At 58.4% G+C, this 17,714-nt stretch carries 15 protein-coding genes; 5 read left to right on the top strand and 10 right to left on the bottom strand.

The features are described from left to right. Positions 1–14 precede the first annotated feature (14 nt). The 4 genes from ACR0I8_RS13830 to xdhA are packed head-to-tail and all read right to left on the bottom strand — an operon-like array spanning position 15 to position 6,339. Complete coding sequence (locus ACR0I8_RS13830; RefSeq protein ID WP_170689128.1) at positions 15–1,616, bottom strand: permease family protein; 1,602 nt, start codon at positions 1,614–1,616, stop codon at positions 15–17. A 43-nt stretch (positions 1,617–1,659) separates the two neighbouring features. Beyond that, on the bottom strand, positions 1,660–2,538 hold the full coding sequence (xdhC, locus tag ACR0I8_RS13835) for a xanthine dehydrogenase accessory protein XdhC (protein ID WP_170689129.1): 879 nt from the start codon (positions 2,536–2,538) through the stop codon (positions 1,660–1,662). 3 nt (positions 2,539–2,541) lie between these two features. Continuing rightward, on the bottom strand, positions 2,542–4,860 hold the full coding sequence (gene xdhB, locus ACR0I8_RS13840) for a xanthine dehydrogenase molybdopterin binding subunit (protein ID WP_170689130.1): 2,319 nt from the start codon (positions 4,858–4,860) through the stop codon (positions 2,542–2,544). Between the two features lie 15 nt (positions 4,861–4,875). Then, positions 4,876–6,339 carry a xanthine dehydrogenase small subunit gene (gene xdhA / locus ACR0I8_RS13845; RefSeq protein WP_480703273.1) on the bottom strand — a complete coding sequence of 488 codons (1,464 nt, stop codon included), beginning with the start codon at positions 6,337–6,339 and terminating at the stop codon, positions 4,876–4,878. 154 nt (positions 6,340–6,493) lie between these two features. On the opposite strand from xdhA, the gene ACR0I8_RS13850 reads away from it, so the two are divergent. Next, the gene (locus tag ACR0I8_RS13850) at positions 6,494–7,396 is read left to right on the top strand and encodes a LysR family transcriptional regulator (RefSeq protein ID WP_170378289.1); all 903 of its coding nucleotides are present in this window, start codon (positions 6,494–6,496) and stop codon (positions 7,394–7,396) included. A 41-nt stretch (positions 7,397–7,437) separates the two neighbouring features. Here ACR0I8_RS13850 and ACR0I8_RS13855 read toward each other — a convergent pair whose 3' ends face one another. After that, positions 7,438–8,670 (bottom strand): urate hydroxylase PuuD, encoded by a 1,233-nt coding sequence (locus tag ACR0I8_RS13855; RefSeq protein ID WP_170689132.1) that lies wholly within the window; start codon positions 8,668–8,670, stop codon positions 7,438–7,440. 101 nt (positions 8,671–8,771) lie between these two features. Between ACR0I8_RS13855 and ACR0I8_RS13860 the strand changes: the two genes are divergently transcribed. Further along, the gene (locus ACR0I8_RS13860) at positions 8,772–9,683 is read left to right on the top strand and encodes a LysR family transcriptional regulator (protein WP_170689133.1); all 912 of its coding nucleotides are present in this window, start codon (positions 8,772–8,774) and stop codon (positions 9,681–9,683) included. A 10-nt stretch (positions 9,684–9,693) separates the two neighbouring features. Here the strand turns inward: ACR0I8_RS13860 and uraH are convergent, their stop codons facing one another. Then, the gene (gene uraH, locus ACR0I8_RS13865) at positions 9,694–10,047 is read right to left on the bottom strand and encodes a hydroxyisourate hydrolase (protein WP_170659110.1); all 354 of its coding nucleotides are present in this window, start codon (positions 10,045–10,047) and stop codon (positions 9,694–9,696) included. Positions 10,048–10,193: 146 nt separating this feature from the next. Here uraH and puuE point away from each other — a divergent pair, with 146 nt between their 5' ends. Together puuE and ACR0I8_RS13875 are read left to right on the top strand one after the other, a co-directional pair. Beyond that, entirely contained in the window at positions 10,194–11,606 is a 1,413-nt protein-coding gene (gene puuE / locus ACR0I8_RS13870; RefSeq protein ID WP_170689134.1) for an allantoinase PuuE, read from the top strand. Further along, positions 11,603–12,097, top strand: coding sequence for an ureidoglycolate lyase (locus tag ACR0I8_RS13875; RefSeq protein ID WP_170689135.1), 495 nt, complete (start codon positions 11,603–11,605; stop codon positions 12,095–12,097). Before puuE ends, ACR0I8_RS13875 begins: the two co-directional genes overlap by 4 nt. Before the next feature lie 164 nt (positions 12,098–12,261). Here the strand turns inward: ACR0I8_RS13875 and bhcD are convergent, their stop codons facing one another. The 4 genes from bhcD to bhcA form a co-directional block, all read right to left on the bottom strand. After that, positions 12,262–13,227 (bottom strand): iminosuccinate reductase BhcD, encoded by a 966-nt coding sequence (gene bhcD / locus ACR0I8_RS13880; RefSeq protein WP_170689136.1) that lies wholly within the window; start codon positions 13,225–13,227, stop codon positions 12,262–12,264. Positions 13,228–13,337: 110 nt separating this feature from the next. Continuing rightward, positions 13,338–14,501, bottom strand: coding sequence for a 3-hydroxy-D-aspartate aldolase BhcC (gene bhcC, locus ACR0I8_RS13885; protein WP_170689137.1), 1,164 nt, complete (start codon positions 14,499–14,501; stop codon positions 13,338–13,340). Positions 14,502–14,543: 42 nt separating this feature from the next. Next, positions 14,544–15,512, bottom strand: coding sequence for a beta-hydroxyaspartate dehydratase BhcB (gene bhcB, locus ACR0I8_RS13890; RefSeq protein ID WP_170689292.1), 969 nt, complete (start codon positions 15,510–15,512; stop codon positions 14,544–14,546). Then, a complete protein-coding gene (bhcA, locus tag ACR0I8_RS13895; protein ID WP_170689138.1) occupies positions 15,512–16,702 on the bottom strand; it encodes an L-aspartate--glyoxylate aminotransferase BhcA in 1,191 nt (396 codons plus the stop codon). Before bhcA ends, bhcB begins: the two co-directional genes overlap by 1 nt. Before the next feature lie 169 nt (positions 16,703–16,871). Here bhcA and bhcR point away from each other — a divergent pair, with 169 nt between their 5' ends. Continuing rightward, positions 16,872–17,708, top strand: a complete 837-nt coding sequence (bhcR, locus tag ACR0I8_RS13900) for an HTH-type transcriptional regulator BhcR (protein WP_170689139.1) — start codon at positions 16,872–16,874, stop codon at positions 17,706–17,708. The last annotated feature ends 6 nt before the right edge of the window (positions 17,709–17,714 follow it).

Below are 17,714 nucleotides of genomic sequence, written 5' to 3' on the forward strand. Positions count from 1 at the left end.
TGCCCCGCCATGGGTCAGGCCTGTTGCGCAGGTGTGTCGTCGTCGATGAGATCGGGCTCATCTGGAACGATCACGCGATGCTCAAGATCCGCTTTTGGGGCGAGCATCGGGTAGAGGTAGAGGAACGCGCCGACGATCAGATAGCCGATGGTAATCCCATCGAACTGCGGCATCTGCAGCGTGTAGGAGTGGATGATCCCCACCGCCGACATCAGCCCGCCTGCGACGGCAAAGGCGCCAGCCATGCGGAACCGGCCGTCAATCACGTCGGCTACAATGGCCCCCCAGATCAGACCAGTGATGATCGCACCCTGGCTAAGCGCCAGATGTCCTTCGTAGTGGGCACCCTCCATCAGGAGTGCGGCGGTCAGACCCTCGTCACCCAGCGCAGGCAGGCCTTCGACACCGCTACTGCGCAGCGCGTTCATCAGTGAGCCCCATTTGACCATCAGGAAGGCCGAGATATGGGGTAGGATCGCGAAAGATACCGCTGCCATGTGCATCGGCTTCACCGCCCAGGCCGTGTTGGTGATCAGGCTGACCGAGACAAAGACCAGAACAGGCGCCGCAGCCGCAATTGGGATAAGACCCGCAAGGAAGGACAGGAAGCCAAGGAAAGCGGCAGCCGCGATCACGACGGCAACACCCACGATGTAGCCCGCATGTGCATCAAGCCGCTTGTAGGCCGGGTGACCGATATAGACTGTCGTCGGGAACGGAGAGCCAAACAACGCGCCCAGCATCGTGCCCGCGCCATCCGTTACCTGGCACAGCCCGACGGGGTAGTGATCGCCCGCGGCCTCGGCGGATTCCACATTGTTCATGGTTTCGATGAAGTTGTAGATCTGCACCGGGATCAGCACCAGAAACAACTCGGGGTTGGCGAACAGATACTGCACACCGGCGATGAGGTCGCCGAAATAGGGGATTGGCGGGTAGAAGCCGATGCCACTTGTGTCGATTTTCGATTCACCAAGGATGATGGCAATCACCGTACCAGCCGCAATCGCGACCAGACCGGCAGGCACATTACCCGGCAGGCGGAACCGCCCGATCAGACCCCAAAGGATGAACAGCAACGAGGTAAAACCGATGATCGGGTTCTCAAACACCTCTGCCAAGGGGACGGAGCCGATAAAGACCAGCGCAATGCCGCACAGCGTGCCGAGCATCCCGGCGCGCGGTGTAATCCGCTTGAGGTAAGGACCCACAAACGCCCCAAGGGCTGCAACGATCCCGCCCATGAAGCCCGCGCCGATTCCTACCTGCCAGGCCAGCATCGGGTCGTTGGTGGCCCAGTAAATTGGTCCGATGACGCCAAAAAGGTAGACGAACATGACCGGGGTCGAGATGCCGTAGGGCAGGGCGGTGACGTCTTCGCCCTTTTTGGTGGCCGCCCATTTGGCGAGAAACGTGTAAACCCCGACACCGGCCAGGATTGCTATGGCGGCACCGGGTACGATGCGGCCAAAGACGATCTCGGCTGGCATCTGGAACACGAACTGACAGACCCCGGACAGGATCAGCAGGTTTACCAGGTTATCCGTAAAAAGCGCCCAGAAAGCGCTGAAGTCGCTGCGGGTAAACAGCTTGTATTCGTAGGTCCTCCCGTCCATGACGGTCTCCTCCTCTGATAGGACCGGAATTGCCTGGTGGATGTCAGGCGGTTCTCCCTCTCCGGTCGTGATGTTGGCCCGCAAGGGGCACCTTGGTTGCCCCGGTTGGGGCGGTCGCGGCAGTTTCAGAGGTCAGTTCAGCCATCACCTCGGCCACCACAAAGGCGGCTATGACGCTGGGCCGCTTGTCGCGGCTACCGCTTGCCCCGATGGGGCATCTCAAATGTTCGATGGATTGTCCGTCACACTGTTTATGTGCCCAATTCCTCAGCTTGATCCGCTTGGTCGCGGATCCGATCATGCCAACATAGGCCGCGTCCTGACGTTCAAGCGCGGCGGTGGTCAGCAGGAAATCCAGCCCGTGATCATGGGTCAGGACGATAAAGGCGCTGCCCGCAGGCGCACTTAGGATTTCGGCTTCGGGGATTGCACTCAGCCGGGTTTCAACATCCGCAGTGCAGAGGTCAATTTCCTCGGCCCGTGTGTCGACAAGGATGCAGCGCACAGGCAAGTGCTGAAAAAGATCCGCAAGTGCGCGCCCCACATGACCTGCCCCCATTACGTAGACATGCGGCAAGGCATCTTCGCGCCGCGCAGCCCGGTCGGTTGCGGCCCTTTTGTCCGAGGACCGCATGCGGGTCAGTTGCAGCTCGACCCGTCCCCCGCAGCATTGGCCGATTTCAGGCCCGAGCGGCACATCCATATCCCGGTGCAGCGACCCGTCCCGCAGCATGTCCCGCGCAGCGTTGATGGCCATGAATTCCAATTGCCCACCGCCGATCGTCCCCCACAGCGCGCTAGGCGCCACGAACATCTCTGTCCCTTCGTTGCGCGGCGAAGACCCCCGCACACGCGTCAGCGCAATGCGGATCACGCTGCTTTGTTCGGACAGAAACGTCTTCAGGGACTGCGCGGCGGGCATCGTTTAGGCACCGTTTTGCAGGCGGGCAACGGCCATGAGGACACGCTCGGGCGTGGCTGGGGCGTCTAGGCGAGGACATTCCCGGTAGTCGGCGACGGATGCCACGGCCATCGACAGGGCCTCGAACACCGAAATTCCCAGCATGAAGGGCGGCTCGCCCACGGCTTTGGAACGTTTGATCGTCAACTCTCGGTTTTCCGACCAATCGGCGAGTTTCACGTTGAAGATACGCGGGCGGTCCGAGGCCAGCGGGATCTTGTATGTCGACGGAGCATGGGTGCGCAGGCGACCAGCATCATCCCACCAAAGCTCTTCTGTGGTCAGCCAGCCCATGCCCTGAACAAAGGCCCCTTCCACCTGACCCTTATCGAGAACGGGATTCAGTGAGCGTCCGACATCGTGCAGCACATCCGTGCGGTCGACCCGGTATTCTCCGGTGAGGGTGTCTATGGTCACTTCCGAACAGGATGCCCCATAGGCGTAGTAGTAGAAGGGGCGGCCTTGGCCCTTGTCCCGGTCCCAGTGGATCTTGGGGGTCTTGTAGAACCCGGCTGCCGACAGCTGCACACGCGCCAGATAGGCCTGTTTAATGAAAGCATCGAAGGGCAGAACTTCTTCGCCGATATGGACATGATTGGCGAGGAAAATCACCTGCTCGGGGCTTACATCCCAGTTTTCCGAGGCAAATTTCACCAGCCGTTCCTTGATCTGCTCGACCGCGTTCAACGCCGCCATTCCGTTCAGGTCGGTACCGCTAGAGGCTGCAGTGGCGGATGTGTTCGGGACCTTCTCGGTCGTGGTCTTGGTGATCTTGATCCGGCTGAAATCAACCTGAAAAGCCTCGGCCACCACCTGCGCGACCTTGGTGTTGAGGCCTTGCCCCATTTCGGTGCCGCCATGGTTCAAGTGGATCGAGCCGTCTTTGTAGACATGTACCAGCGCGCCGGCCTGATTGTACCACGTCGCCGTGAAAGAGATGCCGAATTTCACAGGCGTCAGAGCGATCCCCTTTTTCAGGATCGGCGAGGATTGATTGAAAGCGATGATGTCCTGACGGCGCTGGCGGTAGTCCGAGGTCTCCTCCAGCTCTCCGACCAGCCGGTCCAGAATGCTGTCTTCGACCACCTGATGATAAGGCGTCACGTTCCGGTCTTCGGTGCCATAGAAATTGGCCTTGCGCACATCCAGAGGGTCCTGACCCGTGGCGTAGGCAATCTCTTCGATCATCCTTTCCGCCGCGATCACACCCTGCGGCCCGCCAAATCCGCGGAAAGCGGTGTTTGAGACCGTGTTGGTTTTCATCGGATGGCTGTTAAGGCGCACATTCGGGTAAAAATAAGCGTTATCTGCATGAAACAGCGCCCGGTCGGTCACCGGCCCCGACAGATCTGCCGAGAATCCGCAGCGCGCGGCAAAGCTGCTTTCGACAGCCTGAATGCGACCGGCATCGTCAAAGGCCACGTCATAGTCGATCACAAAGTCATGGCGTTTGCCGGTCGCCGTCATGTCCTGATCCCGGTCGGGCCTGATCTTGACGGCGCGGTTCCACTTTTTCGCGGCCATGGCAGCCACAACGCAGAACAGGTTCATCTGGCTTTCCTTGCCGCCAAAGCCACCACCCATGCGGCGGACATTGACCACAACCGCATTGGACGGCACCCCAAGCACATGGGCCACCATATGCTGCGCCTCAGATGGATGCTGGGTCGAACAATGCACGACCACATCGTCATCTTCGCCCGGAATGGCAAAGGCGATGTGGCCCTCAAGATACATGTGATCCTGACCGCCGACTCGCATCCGGCCTTGGATCCGATTGGGGGCCGCAGCCTGAGCGGGGGCAACATCCCCGCGCTCTAGCTTTAGAGGGGCGGTGACATGCGGGTAGCCGGCGTTCTGGGCCTCAATGGGGTCAAGCGCATGGGGCAGGGTTTCGTATTCGATCTCTGCCAGCTCGGCGGCGCGGCGTGCGATGTCGCGAGTCTCGGCTATGACGGCAAACAGGGGTTGGCCGTGAAACTGAATGGCATCAGTTGGGAAAACCGGCTCGTCGTTCAGGTGGGTCGGGCTGATATCATTGACCCCCGGCACGTCATCTGCCGTCAAAACCCCAACAACGCCGGGTGTTGCCAGAACCTTCGCAAAATCAATGCCAAGCAGTTTGGCATGGGCCACGTCGGACACGCCAAGATAGGCGTGCAGCGCGCCTTGGGGTAGGGCAATATCGTCGGTGTAGTCAGCCCCTCCGGTAACATGCTTGATCGCGCTGTCGTGGTTGACGTCAGTGTGGGCGGCCCCAACGATGGAAACGATGTCTTTCATTGTGTCGTCTCCTTGTTACGCACAAGCCAGTTGAACGGGGGTGTCCGTCTGGGCGTCATGTTCTAGGAAGAACCGACGCAGCAGGTTCTGGGCCGTCAGCATCCGATAGTCGGACGAGGCCCTCCAATCCGTCAGGGGCGAGAAATCCTGAGCCAACGCTGTTGCCGCAGCTTCGAAACTTTCCCGCGACCAGGGCTGACCGTTCAGAGCGGCCTCGGCAGCCGTCGCGCGCTTTGGCGTCGCGGCCATGCCACCCATAGCGATGCGGCCATCGCGGATGATGCCATCTTCAACCGACATATGAATGCCTGCCGCGACCGAGGAGATATCCTCATCCCGGCGCTTCGAGATCTTGTAGGCGGCGTTCAGGTCTTTTGAATGGGGCAGGGGGACGCGGATGCTTTCGACAAATTCGTCCGGTTGGCGATCCTGTTTGCCGTAGTCGATGAAGAAAGTCTCTAGCGGCATGGTCCGGACGTCCGACCCACGGCGCAGCGTGATTTCCGCTCCAAGCGCGATCAGCACAGGCGGCGTGTCCCCGATGGGAGAGCCGTTGGCGATGTTGCCACCCAATGTGCCCATATTGCGCACCTGCCACCCGGCAATACGATCCCAGTATGAGGTCAGGTGCGGTAGATGCTCGGAGAGCAGATCCTGGCAATCGGTGTAGGTGGCACCTGCTCCGATCAGCAGGTTTTGGCCCTGTTTTTCGACCATTTTCAGGTCCTCGAGATGCCCGGTAAAGATCGCGGGTCCGATTTTGCGCAGAAATTTCGTGACCCAAAGGCCCACGTCCGTTGCACCCGCGACAATGGTGGCCTCCGGATAGGTCTGCAGGCATTCGGCCAGATCATCCACGCTGGAGGGAAGGATACTAAGATTGTCCTGCGGCCCCGAGACAACGCGCTGCCCGTCTTTCAGCGCCGCCAGACGCTCGGTCATGGCCTCACGTTCGGTGTTCAGGTGGTCCGAGGCCGGGGTGCCGTAGCGGCTGACAGCAACCGCCGCCCGAATGATCGGCTCATACCCGGTGCAACGGCACAAATTGCCCTGCAAAGCGGTTTCGACCTGCGCCTCTGTTGGCTCAGGCGTTTGCATCCACAGCGCATAGAGCGCCATCACGAAGCCCGGCGTGCAGAACCCGCACTGACTGCCGTGATGGTCCACCATAGCTTGCTGTACCGGATGCAGGCGACCTTCGTGGCCGGACAGATGCTCAACCGTCACGACATGGCAGCCGTCTAAAGAGGCGAGGAACCGAATGCACGCGTTCACCGGAGCATAGGCAAGTCCTGTCCGCCCAAGCCGCCCGACAAGTACGGTACATGCGCCGCAATCGCCTTCGGCGCAGCCTTCCTTGGTGCCGGTCAGTCGTCGTTCGAGACGTAGAAAATCCAGAAGAGTCTGGTCGGCTGATACGTCTGGAACGGATACATCCTTGCCATTCAGGACAAATCGGATGTCAGTACGCGGCGTCATGCTAGTCTCCCTCTACACCTGCCTTCGGGTGGGTCGCCGCAGGACCATAGAGACAGAGATTGAGTCTTAAAATCGTCGGAAATGACAAATTCTTTCAACAAAACGTTGAAAAAGAAATCCCACCATCGCAGTCTTCCCGCAGTGGGAGGAATGAATGTCATACATCGAAAGCTTGCGGGTCTTCGTTAGGGTGATGGAGCTGGGCAGCATCACGTCCGGCGGCCGAGACCTGCGGCTAACCCCCGCAGTGGCCAGCAAACGTCTGAAAGAGCTGGAAAACCACTTGGGCGTGCGCCTGTTCAACAGAACGACCCGCTCGATAACGGCAACAGAGGTCGGCGAGGTTTTCTATGATGAGGCCAAGGCCGTTTTACTGGCGTTGGACCACGCCGAGGCGCGCGTCGCCAGTTTTTCGGACGCCCCTCGAGGCGCAATCCGCATCACAGCGCCGCTGGGGGTTGGGCGTAGAATCGTTGCGCCGCTGGTGCCGGAATTCTCGGAGCGTTATCCAGAGACCGAGATCCGCATGCGCCTGTCTGACCGCAAAGTGGACATGATGGCCGATGGTTTGGATATTGCGTTCTTTATCGGAGAGCCGGGCGATTCCACGATGAAACTGCGGAAATTCGCGGATTGTGACCGGCTGCTATGTGCCTCGCCTGAATATCTGTCAAATTTCGGCGTACCCAAAACGCCGGATGACCTATTGCACTCTCAGCACAATTGCCTGCTGCTGCGCTATCCCAGATCGCCCGAGTATTTCTGGACCCTGAACACCGACATGGGTCCGCGCAAACTTGAGGTTCGGGGCAAATACGATGCGGATGATGGCGATGTCCTGACGGATTGGGCTTTGGCAGGGAAGGGGATCGTCAACAAACCGCGCTTTGATGTGAAAGAGTATCTCGTGTCAGGCCAACTGGTCGAGGTTCTGCCCTCGACACCGCCATTGCCGACCATCTTCGGCTGCCTCTATCCGCACAAGAAACTTCAGGATCCTAAAATACGCCTGTTCGTCGAACACATCGCGAAACACAGCAAAAGGTTCTTTGGATAAACCAGCAGGAGGGTCCTGTTTCGCCTGCCACAAGTCGGGGCTTACTGGCCTCTTACTTCACGCACCCATGCGATGATAGTCTGACGGGCTTCGTCATCCATTTGAACCGCAGCTGGCGGCGGCATCGCGTGGCTGATCCCGGCCTGCAGATAGATTTGATCAGCCTGACGGGCGACATCGCCGGGCGTTTCAAGATACACTTTCTTGGGCGCCCATTTCATTGTGCCGTAGACCGGCTCGCGTGCGTGACACATGGAGCAATTGCCCAGAACCGTGTCATAAGCGGCCTCGAACCCCTCGGCCGAGGCGAATTTCTGTTCATAGGGTGTCAGTTCGCGCGCTTCGGCCTCTTCCCATGTTTCGCCGGACCGGACTGAGGACAGCCATGCAATCGCGATCATCAGAAGGACCGTGACGGCCCAGGTCCAATGCGGGCCTGTTCCAGTCGCATGCATTGTGTTGAAGTAGTGGCGAATGGTGACGCCGGTCAGGAAGATCAGGCTTGCAATGATCCATGAATACTCGGTGCCGAACGCCAGCGGATAGTGGTTCGACAGCATCAGGAACACGACCGGCAAGGTCAGATAGTTGTTGTGCGTCGAGCGTACTTTGGCAATCTTGCCGTACTTGGCGTCAGGGGTTCGACCCGCCTTGAGGTCTGCGACCACGATGCGCTGGTTCGGCATGATCTGAAAGAACACATTGGCCGTCATGATCGTTGCGGTAAACGCCCCAAGATGTAGCAGCGCGGCTCGTCCGGTGAATATTTGGTTGTAGCCCCAGGACATGATCACCAGGATCATGAACAATAGCAGCATCAGAATGGTGGGGTGATCGCTCAGCTTGGATTTGCACATCTGGTCATAGAGCAACCAACCAATGGTCAATGACCCGCCCGAGATCAGAATTCCCTGCCACAACGCCAGATCGACCTTGGTTGGGTCCAGCAGGAACAGCTCTCCTCCGACCCAGTAAATGATCATCAGGAGCGCAGCACCGGACAGCCATGTGGTGTAGCTTTGCCATTTGTGCCAGGTCAGATGTTCGGGCATCCGGGCGGGGGCCACGAGGTATTTTACGGTGTGGTAAAACCCGCCGCCATGGACCTCCCATTCCTCGCCATAGGCCCCATCCGGCAGCGCAGGGTTTGGCTTAAGCATCAGGTCCAATGCGATAAAGTAGAAAGATGCCCCAATCCACGCCATCGCAGTGATCACGTGCAGCCAGCGGACCGAAAAGGCAATCCACTCCCACACTACGGCCAGATCATACATGGGTTTGCTCCTAAGATTCTTTGCTTCCGCTCACTCTATGCGAGACTGCTTTGTTCTGGTATTGCTAGCAAAGACCAAGCAGTATCAAAAAATGCAAAAAAATGTCCTATCTAGATAACATCAGAACCTTTGTCCGAGTCTACGAGTTGGGCAGCATGTCCGCCGCCGGCCGTGATCTGAGGGTTTCTCCGGCTGTCACCTCGGCGCGAATTTCGCAACTGGAAGAGCATCTGGGTGTGCGGCTCTTTCAACGCACGACGCGCAGCCTGACGCCGACCGAACAGGGACAATCCTTCTATCGGGGGGCCGCCGAAATCCTTGAGGCCGTTGAAAATGCCGAAGCTCAGATCGTCAACATTACCGAGAATCTGAAAGGTTCTCTCTATGTTGCTGCGCCATTGGGCGTCGGTCGCAGGCTGATAGCGCCACAGGTTCCAAAGTTTTTGGCCGAGTACCCCGAGGTCAATGTCAGGCTGAGGCTGACAGATCGAAAAGTCGACCTGACAACAGAAGGTCTGGATCTTGCGTTTTTCCTAGGGCAGCCCGAGGACAGTAATTTGCGCATTCGCAAGATCGCCGATGTGGAAAGGGTTCTGTGCGCCTCTCCGAAATACATCAAGAAACGTGGGATGCCGGCAAGCGGAGACGACTTGATCGCCGACAATCACGAATGCCTCAACCTACGTTTCCCTGGTGCGACCGAGTTTCAATGGCTGCTCAGGACCGCTTCGGGGCCAAAGCGATTCCGTGTCTCTGGTCGCTATGAGTCGGACGATGGCGATGTGTTGACGGATTGGGCGCTTGCAGGTCACGGGATCGCGCTGAAGCCGATCTTTGAGATCGCACAGCACCTTAAGGCCGGAAATCTGGCTCCGGTCGCAACAGAAACGCCACCGGAACCCATTCAGATGGCGTGCCTGTTTACGCACCGCCGCATGCAAGACCCCAAAACGCGGCTTTTTATGGAGTTCATCATAGAGCGTATCAGATCTTCGATATCCGCGAATACCTAAAGCGGAGACCTTAGCTGCCGCGATAGGTCGAGTATCCAAAGGGGGAAAGAAGCAGAGGCACGTGATAGTGAGACTGCTCGGACATCCCGAACCGGATCGGGATCACATCCAAAAAACGGGGATCTTCTGGCGGGGTGTCTGAGGCATCTAGATACGCGCCAGCATAGAAAACCAGTTCATACTCGCCCGTTGAAAACTCGGATTGCGGCAGAATCTGTTCGTCGGTTCTGCCGTCGTCATTTGTCACCAGCGCTTTCAGCAAAGTGCGGTCTGTGCCATTGATGCGGTACAGCTCGATTTTCAGCCCTTCGGCGGGGCACCCCCGCGCTGTATCTAAAACGTGTGTGGTCAGGTAACCGGTCATTTGTGCCACTCCTAAAGTTGCTTATTTCTTAGTCTGTTTTCTCGTCCGAGGGCAAAGCCAGACTGTCCGAAACTGCTTTTCGTATTTTTTGAAAAATTTCTTTGATTATCCGGAGTATTGAGGAACTCAAGAAGAAGGAAACAGATGTGAAGCCTTATCCACGAGATATGACCGGCTACGGCAGCGAAATGCCCAAAGCCAACTGGCCCAACGGGGCCCGGATCGCGATTCAGATCGTATTGAACTATGAGGAAGGTGGCGAAAACAACATCTTGCACGGTGACGCTGCATCCGAGGCGTTTTTGTCCGAGATCACCGGTGCAGCCCCATGGCCGGGGCAACGACACTGGAACATGGAATCGATTTACGAATACGGCAGCCGTGCCGGGTTCTGGCGTGTTCACCACCTTTTGCAGGACCTGCCAGTGACCGTTTATGGCGTGGCAACCGCTTTGGCGCGTGCCCCGGCGCAGGTTACGGCGATGAAAAATGCTGGCTGGGAGATCGCGAGCCATGGGCTGAAATGGATCGAACACAAGGATATGGACCCGCAAGACGAGCGTGCCCAGATCCGCGAAGCCATCCAGCTGCACAAGGAAGTCACCGGTCAGCCTCCGCGCGGTTGGTACACGGGTCGGTGTTCGATGAATACAATCGGTCTTGCCGCAGAAGAGGGTGACTTTGCCTATATCGCGGACAGCTACGCCGATGATCTGCCCTATTGGATCAAGGCAGGCGGCAAGGATCAGTTGATCGTACCCTATACGATGGATTGCAACGACATGCGTTTCGCGATTCAGGCCGGATACACAAATGGTGAGCAGTTCGAAAGCTATCTGAAAGATAGTTTCGACATGCTCTATGCCGAGGGCACAGCGGGTATGCCGAAAATGCTCTCGATCGGGTTGCACTGCCGCTTGATCGGCCGTCCGGGCCGCGCCATGGCCCTGAAACGCGCGCTGGACTATTTCAGACAACACGACGGTGTCTGGTTCGCGACACGTGAACAGATTGCCGATCACTGGGCAAAGGAACACCCGCCGATGCACCGCCTCACCCCGTCCGAAATGGATCAGCCTACCTTCGTGTCCGAATTTGGCGGCGTGTTCGAACACAGCCCATGGATTGCCGAAGGCGCGTTTGACCTTGAACTGGGACCGACCCATGACAATGCGGCTGGTGTCCACAACGCACTTGCGCGCGTTTTTCGCTCGGCCACGTCCGAACAGCGCCTTGGCGTTTTGACGGCGCACCCGGATCTGGCGGGCAAGCTTGCGACCGCCGGGCGGCTGACCAAGGAAAGTACGGCGGAACAGGCCGGGGCCGGTCTGGACATGCTGACGGATGAAGAACGCGAAACCTTTACCGCGTTGAATGAGGCCTACACGGCCAAATTCGGCTTTCCCTTCATCATCGCCGTCAAGGACAACACGAAGGCCAGCATCCTGGAGGCCTTTCACCGTCGCATTGACAGTGATCGGGACACCGAGTTCGACGAAGCCTGCCGTCAGGTCGAACGGATCGCCGAGTTGCGCTTGATCGAGAAGTTCTCGGAATGACCATCGAGTTGAAGCTGCAGCCCCTGAGCCCCGAAGCCTTTGCGCCGTTTGGAGATGTGATCCAAGCGGCGGGTGAGGTGGACAAGTACATCAATCAGGGCAAATGCGCCCGCTATCATGACCGCGCGGAGTTGGATTTCCAAGACGGCCGCGCCGGGATCAGCGTGTTCAAGTCCGAGGCTTTCAGCCTGCCGATCACGCTGGAAATGATGGAGCGTCACCCTGAGGGCAGTCAGGCGTTTCTTCCATTGTCCGAAAAGCCGTTCGTTGTGGTTGTAGCTCCCGATGAAGATGGGAAACCCGGCCACCCGATTGCGTTCCTAACTGCGCCGGGGCAGGGGGTGAACTATCACCGCAATACCTGGCACGGCGTGCTGACTCCGCTCCACGATCCGGGGCTTTTTGCGGTCGTGGACAGAATTGGAACCGAACCAAACCTGCAGGAACATTGGTTCGAGATACCGTTCCTTGTCGTCGAAAAAATCGCCTGAAGATGCGCGGGGTATCGCAACTTCCCTGCGCATGAGGCTGGAAATCCAGCGAAAATTCAACGCCTAGCAAAATCTTCCGGGTGGAATGACGTTGGCCGGGGCAAGAACCCCGGCCGTTGCAAACCGAGGGGTGACTTGCCGCTCGGAAACAGGTACCAGCGAGGTCAGAAATCGACCTCGATCGCGATCCCTTTTTCTACGGCAAGGTCGACCACCGCTGCGGCCACCGCTAGGTCCTGCAGGCCAACGCCTGTGCCGTCGAATACTGTGATCTGATCATCGGCCGAGCGCCCCTCATGCGTTCCATTGATGACCGCGCCAAGCTGCGCGACATCGCTTTGGCTGATCAGTCCCTCGGCGACGGCGTGCTGTGCCTCGCCAATGGTGACGGATTGCGCGACCTCGTCGGTAAAAACACGCGCCTTGGCCAGCAGGGCAGGTTCGACCTCTTGCTTGCCTTTGGTGTCTGTCCCCATGCAGGCCACATGCGTTCCGGGGCTGACATGGTGCGCCATAAGCGACGGCGCAAAGGCCGAAGTGATCGAGATGATCACATCCGCTTCGGTCATCCCGTCAAGTTGGACTGCCTCGAACGGGACGCCCGCCTCAACGGCGACTTTCTCGATATTGGGCAGCATATCCGGGTGGTAGTTCCAGCCAATGACCTTTTCAAAGCTACGCTGTTCCAGCGCGGCGCGCAGTTGAAAACCGGCCTGATGGCCCGCCCCGATCATTCCAATTACTTTGGCATCTGCGCGGGCCAGATGTTTGATCGACACGGACGAGGCCGCCGCTGTGCGCAGCGCCGTCAGTAGGTTGCCGCCAACCATCGCCGAAGGTTTGCCTGTGTCGGGATCGAACAGGAAAACCGTGGATTGGTGGTTGATCAAACCGCGTTTCTCAAGATTGTTCGGCCAGTAGCCGCCGGCCTTCAGGCCCAAAGTCAGGCCGGCTCGGTCAAAACCACCCTTGAAGCCATACAGAGCGTCTTCGTGGCCGATGGCCTCGCGCACGACAGGGAAGTTATAGGCATCGCCTGCGGCCATCGCTGCAAAGACGCTTTCGACGGCATCAAAAGCCGCTTGGCGGGTCATCAATCCGGCGATCTCGCGCTCGGGTACGATCAACATGTCAGTCTCCACTTGGAATTCGTTCGCCCGTGCGCTTGTCCCGAAGGGAGAGGAGGCACACGGGCGAGGATCAGGCTACTCTCGAGCCAGATTTCTTTGATTGTTTGGTCTCAGTAGGCGCGGCCGCGGGCGGATACCGGCCAGACCGCCTCGACCTTGCCGTTGCGCACGCCGACATACCAATCATGCACATTGGCCGTTGGGTCGCAGTGACCGGGCACCAGCTTGAGCTTGTCGTTGACCTCGAGAACACCATCCGTATCCATCACAACGCCATGCTCGTCCGAGCATTTGATGTACTCGACATCGTCGCGTCCAAACACGACGGGCAAGCCGCTGTCCACCGATTGCGCCTTGAGGCCAGCATCGACGATCGCCTTGTCGGCTTTGGCGTGGCTCATGACGCTGGTCAGGATGAACAGAGCGTTCTCCCACTCGCCACGGTCGATACGGTTGCCGTCCTTGTCCAGAATGCGGCCGTAATCGGCATCCATGAAGGCATAGGACCCGCATTGAAGCTCATTGTATACGCCCGAGTTGGACTCGAAGTAGTAGGAGCCAGTGCCGCCGCCGGAAACCAGCTCGCAATCGATGCCTTCCGCCTTAAGGCCGTCAACGGCGTCTTTGACCATCGCAATTGCAGTATCCAGCTTTTCCTTGCGCGCATCAAAGCTGTCGAGATGCTGCATCGCACCCTGATAGGCTTGAATGCCGGTGAATTTGAGATTGTCGGCCGCCTCGACGGCTTTGGCAATTTCAATCACCTGAGGCGTAGTGGTCACCCCGCACCGCCCTGCGCCGCAGTCAATTTCGACGAAGACCTCAAGCTGAGTGCCGTGATCGACGGCTGCTCCGGAAAGATCTGCGACATTGTCTACATCGTCGACGCATACGATGATACGGCTGCCGAGTTTTGGCAGGCTGGCCAGGCGGTCGATCTTGGCAGGGTCGCGCACCTGGTTTGATACCAACACGTCCTTGATCCCACCGCGCACAAAAACTTCGGCTTCCGAGACCTTCTGACAGCACACGCCCACTGCTCCGCCGATGCGTTCCTGAAGTTTCGCCACATCGACGGATTTGTGCATTTTGCCGTGGACGCGGTGGCGCATACCGTGGGCTTTGGCATAGTCGCCCATCTTCTTGATGTTGCGTTCAAGCGCGTCGAGATCCAGCACAAGGCTAGGGGTCTGGATATCTGCTTCATCCATTCCGGGCTTGGCCGGAATGTCATAGCCTACTTCGAATGCGTCGAGATTGGTCATATCTTTCATGTCCGTATTCCTGTGTCTGGATTGATGTCTTTTGCGGCTGGGTCAGGTGTTCAGCCAGGGCAGCTTGTCCAGATCGACATTGCCACCAGTGATGATCAGGCCGACCCGCTTGCCTTTAAACGCGTCGGGGTTCTTGAGGATTGTGGCCAGAGGCACGGCCGAGGACGGCTCCATCACGATCCGAAGGTGTTTCCATGTTAGCTTCATCGCGTCGATGATCTCTTGCTCAGAGGCCGTGTAGATCTCGGAAACGTGGTTCGAAACGAAGTGCCACGTCAGGTCTTTCAGCGGCACCAACAGGCCGTCAGCGATGGTTTTTGGCGCGTCATCGGCGATGATGTGACCCGCCTTGAAGCTGCGATAGGCGTCGTCAGCCTGTTCGGGTTCCGCCGCAATGATTTCGGTTTCGGGCGCGAGGGTGGACAGGGTCAGGCAAGTGCCGGACACCATGCCGCCGCCGCCGATGGGGGCAACCACCGCATCCAGACCATCGGTCTGCTCGATGAACTCGCGCGCGCAGGTGCCCTGTCCGGCGATCACCCGCGGATCGTTGTATGGGTGGACAAAATCCCCACCCGTGGCCGCCTGAACCTGCGCGAAAGTCGCCTCGCGCGAGGTGGTCGAGGGCTCACACTCGGTGATTTTGCCTCCATAGCGACGCACCGTGTCTTTCTTGGCCTGAGGCGCCGTGCGCGGCATCACCACGTTGCACGGAATACCGCGCCTCGATGCGGCATAGGACAGGCACGACGCGTGGTTGCCGGAGGAATGGGTGGCAACACCCTTCTTCGCTTGTTCCTCATTAAGGCCGAACACTGCGTTGGTGGCGCCGCGTACCTTAAAGGCGCCCGGTTCCTGAAAGTTCTCGCATTTGAAGAACAGCTGGGCGCCCGTCAATTCGTTCAGGTAGTCCGAGGTTCGAACCGGGGTCCGTCGGATGTAAGGCTCAATCCGGGCATGCGCTTCGAGCATGTCCTGATAGGTCGGGATATACATGGAGAGGTCCTTCATCATGCAGCGTCCTTCTGAACGGCGGCTGGATGGCCGCGATAGTATTCCTGCGCCGCCGCCACGCCCGAGCCCAGTTGGATGTTGAGGCCCAGATCGACCATGCACATTTCGGCTGTCGCGATCCCCGACAAGGCCATGACGTCGGTCAGGCTGCCCAGATGTCCGATCCGGAAGATTTTGCCAGCGACTTCGCCAAGGCCGACGCCAAAGGCCACGCCGTATTTCTCGGCGGCATGGGTGACGATATCGGTTGCGTTGAAACCATCCGGTGTGCGGATCGCGCTGACCGTGTCGGAATAAACCGAGGGGTTCGCGGCACAAAGCTCCAGCCCCCATGCGCCAACAGCGGCACGCACCCCTTCGGCGATGCGGGTATGGCGGGCAAAGACGTTCTCCAACCCTTCCTTCAGCAACATGTCGCAGGCCTGGTTTAGGCCATTCATCAAGCCGACGGCAGGCGTGTAGGGATAGGCGCTGTTTGCGTATCCCTTGGCCATGTCGTGGACGTCAAAAAACGTGCGGGGCAGGGTGCCAGTTTTGGTCGCCTCCATCGCCTTCTGGCTAAAGCCGACGATCGCGAGACCTGCGGGCAGCATGAACCCTTTTTGCGATCCGGTGACGGCCACATCGACGCCCCACTCATCAAAGCGGAAATCCATCGACGCAATGGACGAGACGCCATCAACGTACAGCAGCGCAGAATGCCCTGACGCGTTCAGCGCCTTGCGCACGGCGGCAATGTCCGATTTTACGCCGGTTGCCGTTTCGTTATGCGTGGCAAGAACGGCTTTGATCTCGTGGTTGGTGTCCGCGGTCAGGATCTCTTCATAGCGGTCGGCAGGCAGGCCCTGACCCCACGGGGTTTCGACGATCTCGACATTCAGCCCGTGGCGCTGGCACATGTCGATCCAGCGATGGCTGAACATGCCGTTGCGCGCGGCCAGAACCTTGTCTCCGGCAGATAGGGTGTTGGTCAAAGCTGTTTCCCAGCCGCCCGTCCCGGTCGAGGGGAAGATGAACACCTCGGCGCTGTCGCTTTTCAGAACTTTCCGAACACCCGCGCGGGCAGGGTGCAGAATTTGCCCAAACAGCGGCGACCGGTGGTCGATCGTGGGCATGTCACAAGCCTTGCGCAGGCTTTCAGGGATATTGGTCGGGCCCGGAATGAAAACGGGATTTTGAAAGCTCATGGATGGTCTCCTTCCGTCGTTGGGGACACCTTAAGACGAAGTTTTTTGATTTTAAATTTTTTTGAAAACGATTTTCAAAAACCGGCTACTACTATTTAGAATATTGTTGTCAGTAACTTATGTTTTTCATATGATGAATTCGGTTTTCGAAAAAAATCCGAAGGTTCTTATGGCTTCCCAAAACAATGGCGCTGGTTCCCCTCGAAAAGCCCGGGGAAGACCCCGGGGATGGGATGATAAAACAGCTCAGAACACGATCAAATCCCTCGACCGTGCGATGGAGGTTTTCGAGTATCTGAGCGAGGCGCAAGGCAAGTCATTGACGATGCTGTCCGATGAAATGCAGCAATCCCCGGCCACGGTCTACCGCATCCTTGTCACGCTTGAGGGCAGGGGCTTAGTAGAGTTCGATCCCGTCGAACAGATCTGGCATATCGGCCCCCGCGCCTTTGTTATAGGGTCGCGATTTCTACGGCGTACCAGCCTTGTGGATCGGGCAAGGCCGGTGATGCGCAAGCTGATGGAAGCCACGGGTGAGACCGCCAATCTGGGCATTCAGAAAGAAGGTTCGGTTCTGTTTCTAAGCCAAGTCGAAACGCATGCTAGCATCCGTGCCTTTTTCCCTCCCGGGACATTGTCGCCCATGCACGCATCGGGGATCGGGAAGGTCCTGCTGGCGCATATGGATGAGGACCGATTGGACAGGTTGCTGGCCTCGGTCCAGTTGCAGGCATTCACGGACCGGTCGATCACGACGGTAGAGAGTCTGAAGCAGGATCTGACTTCTATCCGCGCGCGAGGTTTTTCGATCGACAATGAAGAGAAAAACGAGGGCATGCGCTGCATCGCTGCACCGGTGTTCGACGTGAACGGTGAAGCGGTTGCGGGTATTTCCGTCTCTGGGCCAACCAGCCGTGTGCGCGAGGACGGGATCGAACAGCTGAGCCGCCCCGTGATCGAGGCGGGCCAAGCGTTGACTCAGGCCATCGGAGGAACCGTGAACTGAGAGGCC

This window comes from Ruegeria sp. BG9 (genome assembly GCF_056538305.1).

Excerpts from the sequence above, each read along its gene's own strand:
- xdhB (WP_170689130.1), bottom strand. The coding sequence starts at position 4,860 with ATGAAAGACATCGTTTCCATCGTTGGGGCCGCCCACACTGACGTCAAC.
- xdhA (WP_480703273.1), bottom strand. The coding sequence starts at position 6,339 with ATGACGCCGCGTACTGACATCCGATTTGTCCTGAATGGCAAGGATGTA.
- bhcC (WP_170689137.1), bottom strand. The coding sequence starts at position 14,501 with ATGAAAGATATGACCAATCTCGACGCATTCGAAGTAGGCTATGACATT.
- bhcD (WP_170689136.1), bottom strand. The coding sequence starts at position 13,227 with ATGTTGATCGTACCCGAGCGCGAGATCGCCGGATTGATGACCCGCCAA.
- ACR0I8_RS13860 (WP_170689133.1), top strand. The coding sequence starts at position 8,772 with ATGTCCTATCTAGATAACATCAGAACCTTTGTCCGAGTCTACGAGTTG.
- bhcA (WP_170689138.1), bottom strand. The coding sequence starts at position 16,702 with ATGAGCTTTCAAAATCCCGTTTTCATTCCGGGCCCGACCAATATCCCT.
- uraH (WP_170659110.1), bottom strand. The coding sequence starts at position 10,047 with ATGACCGGTTACCTGACCACACACGTTTTAGATACAGCGCGGGGGTGC.
- ACR0I8_RS13855 (WP_170689132.1), bottom strand. The coding sequence starts at position 8,670 with ATGTATGATCTGGCCGTAGTGTGGGAGTGGATTGCCTTTTCGGTCCGC.
- bhcB (WP_170689292.1), bottom strand. The coding sequence starts at position 15,512 with ATGAAGGACCTCTCCATGTATATCCCGACCTATCAGGACATGCTCGAA.
- bhcR (WP_170689139.1), top strand. The coding sequence starts at position 16,872 with ATGGCTTCCCAAAACAATGGCGCTGGTTCCCCTCGAAAAGCCCGGGGA.
- ACR0I8_RS13875 (WP_170689135.1), top strand. The coding sequence starts at position 11,603 with ATGACCATCGAGTTGAAGCTGCAGCCCCTGAGCCCCGAAGCCTTTGCG.
- ACR0I8_RS13830 (WP_170689128.1), bottom strand. The coding sequence starts at position 1,616 with ATGGACGGGAGGACCTACGAATACAAGCTGTTTACCCGCAGCGACTTC.
- ACR0I8_RS13850 (WP_170378289.1), top strand. The coding sequence starts at position 6,494 with ATGTCATACATCGAAAGCTTGCGGGTCTTCGTTAGGGTGATGGAGCTG.
- xdhC (WP_170689129.1), bottom strand. The coding sequence starts at position 2,538 with ATGCCCGCCGCGCAGTCCCTGAAGACGTTTCTGTCCGAACAAAGCAGC.